Annotated in this window: 1 protein-coding gene; it reads right to left on the bottom strand. The window is 49.1% G+C overall.

Annotation, left to right across the window (positions count from 1 at the left end; all coding sequences use genetic code 11):
* A partial coding sequence (locus M2125_RS10855; RefSeq protein ID WP_280742976.1) for a beta strand repeat-containing protein occupies window positions 1-3,033 on the bottom strand: 3,033 nt, incomplete at both ends.

The following is a 3,033-nucleotide window of genomic DNA, read 5'->3' as shown; positions in this document are numbered from 1 at the left end:
CCTACAGGGCCAGAAGTAATGGTGTAAGAGCCTGCACTACCAGTTTCCACTGTAGAGGCGCCCAAGCTTAATGTGCCACCTGAGATGGTGGTGCCACCGGTATAGCTATTATTGCCGCTCAAGGTTAATGTGCCTGAACCAGCTTGAGTCAGAGTGCCTGAGCCGGTAATATTATTAGCATCAGTAATGGCATCGCTTCTATTGAAGATCAGCGCAGCATTATCAGTAACGCCACCAGTGCCTAAGTTTCCTCTTGTACTTCCTGCGCCAACTTGAAGAGTACCGCCAGAGATCGTAGTGCCACCGGTATAGGTGTTGGCACCGGCTAGAGTGAATTTTCCGGAGCCGTTGTAAATTAAATTAGTTACACCACTAATCACTCCACTACTGCTTTGAGCTGAGGAATTTGAGCTTGATGTAATTGTTAAGCTGGTGAGCTTGCTTGATGAACCGATCGACACCGCCCCACTACCTGCATTAATACTTAATGCATTAGATGGTAGAGCTAAAACAACCGTTCCACCTACACCCGAACCAGCAGTGCCTGTGCTGTAAGAGCCTCCTCCGCCAGAACCATAATTGGTGCCAGAGACACCATTACTAGCAGAATTTCCATTACCAGGGGCACCGTTACCTGCGCCAGTTCCGCCAACACCAGCAGTGCCACCGCCGATACTATATCCAGACCCGCCGCCGCCGCCTGAACTGTAAACATAGGATGTTCCAGTAATTGCACTGGTATAGCCATTACCACCGTTTTCCATGGAACAAATAGAGCCACAACTATTGCTTCCACCATAACCGCCGGCACCGGCATTGGAATTGCCGGCAGCTCCACCTATGCCGTACCAAGGATTCGAGCTAACGGTTGTAATGCCTCCTACCGAACCTCCACCGCCCGCTGCAGAGACCGATCCTCCGGTTAAGCCCGTGAGAGATGAAGCGCCGCCGCTGCCACCATTAGCAACGGCACCTCCGGATGCACCAGCACCACCATTACCAATGGTGATGCCGTAATTACTACCTACATTCAGAGCGCTATTTGAGCCCACTAAAACGGCACCGCCACCACCGCCACCGCCACCATTGTAGCAGGTACATCCAATAGAGCCACCACCGCCACCACCAACGACGAGATATTGAATACCTGACAAAGGTACAACTGTAGATACTGAGAATTGGCCTGTACCGCTAGTTGTAACGATCAAGCCATCTTGCACTGCTGCTGCAGATGCTGCTGTTGAAGTGCCATTTAGCAAGTAGTTAGTTGCAGCGTAAGTAAATTGGAAAATTGCACCGGTTGAAATAGCACCAGTAATCGTCACTCCACCACTGCTGCTGCTCAATGTTGGTGAGCTACCTGCCACATACAATGCGCCTGCATATGTTTGTGAGCCAGCCGTAGTTACCGAGCCTATTAACACGGTGGATGCGGTGCTACTGCTGAAATTGAGAGATGATAGAGATACAGATCCTCCAACATTGCCACCCAACACAATAGAACCCGTTCCACTAGCAACCGTTAACGACTGCGAACCAGATGCCGTTCCGTCTACAGCCCCAGCAAAAACTACAGCACTATTGGTAGTTGTAAGCGTAGTATTAGCACCCAAAGTAACTGCACCACTATAGGTTTGAGCGCCGCTAGTAGTAATGGCATTAGCTAAAGTGGAGGTGCCGCTTACTGCTAGAGAAGATGTGCCGGAACTGTTAGTGATGGCTGGGGATGTTCCAGACATAGTGAGCGAGCCAATCGTCAAGGCTGTTTGTAGATCTAAGGTAGCGCTAGTAATGGCGACTGCACCAGAGGTTGCGCCAGTTGTGCCGCCGGTAGCGATGCGCAAAGTACCAGCAGATACAGTTGTACCACCGGTATAGGTATTAGCGCCACTAAAGATGACGGTGCCGATATTGCCTGCTGAGTCGACTTGTAAGCCTGCACTATAAGTAGCAGCGCCAGTATCCGAAACAATACCGCCGATAGTTAAGGTGCTGCCAGTAGCTTGACTAATGATATTGACTGATGGAATGCTGGTGGTTGTGATCTTAGTGAGATACACAGGCCCATTTATAGTCGATGCAGTGCTGGTATTGCTATTGGTCAGTGTTGCAGCAGTGGTAGTTGATGAAACATAACTACCAACCATAGTGATTGGGTTATAGATCACACCATAAGTAGTATTACCGGCGCCGTTCACATCCAAAGTACCACCAGCATTAATGGTGACTCCACCAATACCTAATGGGCTTGAAGAGTAAGTGGCATTGTTATAAGTGGTATTACTTGATGAACATACTGCAGCAGAAGCAGTGCCGCACATAAAGTAAGAGGTTGCAGTAAGTTTGAGGGTGCCACCGTTAATAGTGGTGCCGCCACCATAAGAGTTATTACCTGACAACGTCAAAGTACCGGCAGTAAGAATCAATGAGCCAGTACCGCTAATTGCATTCGATACACTAGTTGAACCTGGCAAGTTAAACGTGAGTGCGCCATTATTAGTCACTGCACCAGAACCTAGTGCTCCAGCAGTAGTGCCATCACCAATTTGCAATGTACCTGCTGTGATGGTTGTAGTGGTGCTGCCGTTGGTAGCGTTATTGATAATGACGGTACCGGTTTGGCCTGTGCCGCCGTTAATAGTCAGTGCATAAGCGCCAGCGATACCGCCAGACAAAGTAATCGACTTCGTTGCCGCTTCACCAATGGAGGCGCCAATACTACCAATCGTTACAAGACCGCTAGTAGTTGCTGCAGAACCTGAGTTGATTAAGGCCCCTGCACTACTAATACCAGTACCACTGATATTTAATGCATTGCTAATGTTGTAACCCGCTAGATCTAATACTGCTCCGCTATTGACGGTAACTGTACCAGTACCAAATGGGCCGTTAGTCACACTACCAGTTGAGGCGATGCCGGCTTTGAGGGTACCAGTTGAGACAGTAGTACCACCACTATAAGTATTGTTGCCGGAGAGCGTAGTCGTTCCAGTAGTGTTCTGTGTCAGAGCTAAAGTACCCGTACCATTAGAG

It is taken from the genome of Polynucleobacter sphagniphilus, from assembly GCF_029892205.1.
Taxonomy (GTDB): Bacteria; Pseudomonadota; Gammaproteobacteria; order Burkholderiales; family Burkholderiaceae; genus Polynucleobacter; species Polynucleobacter sphagniphilus.
Note: the sequence above shows the minus strand (reverse complement) of the source record. Positions and strands in the feature narration are given on the sequence as shown.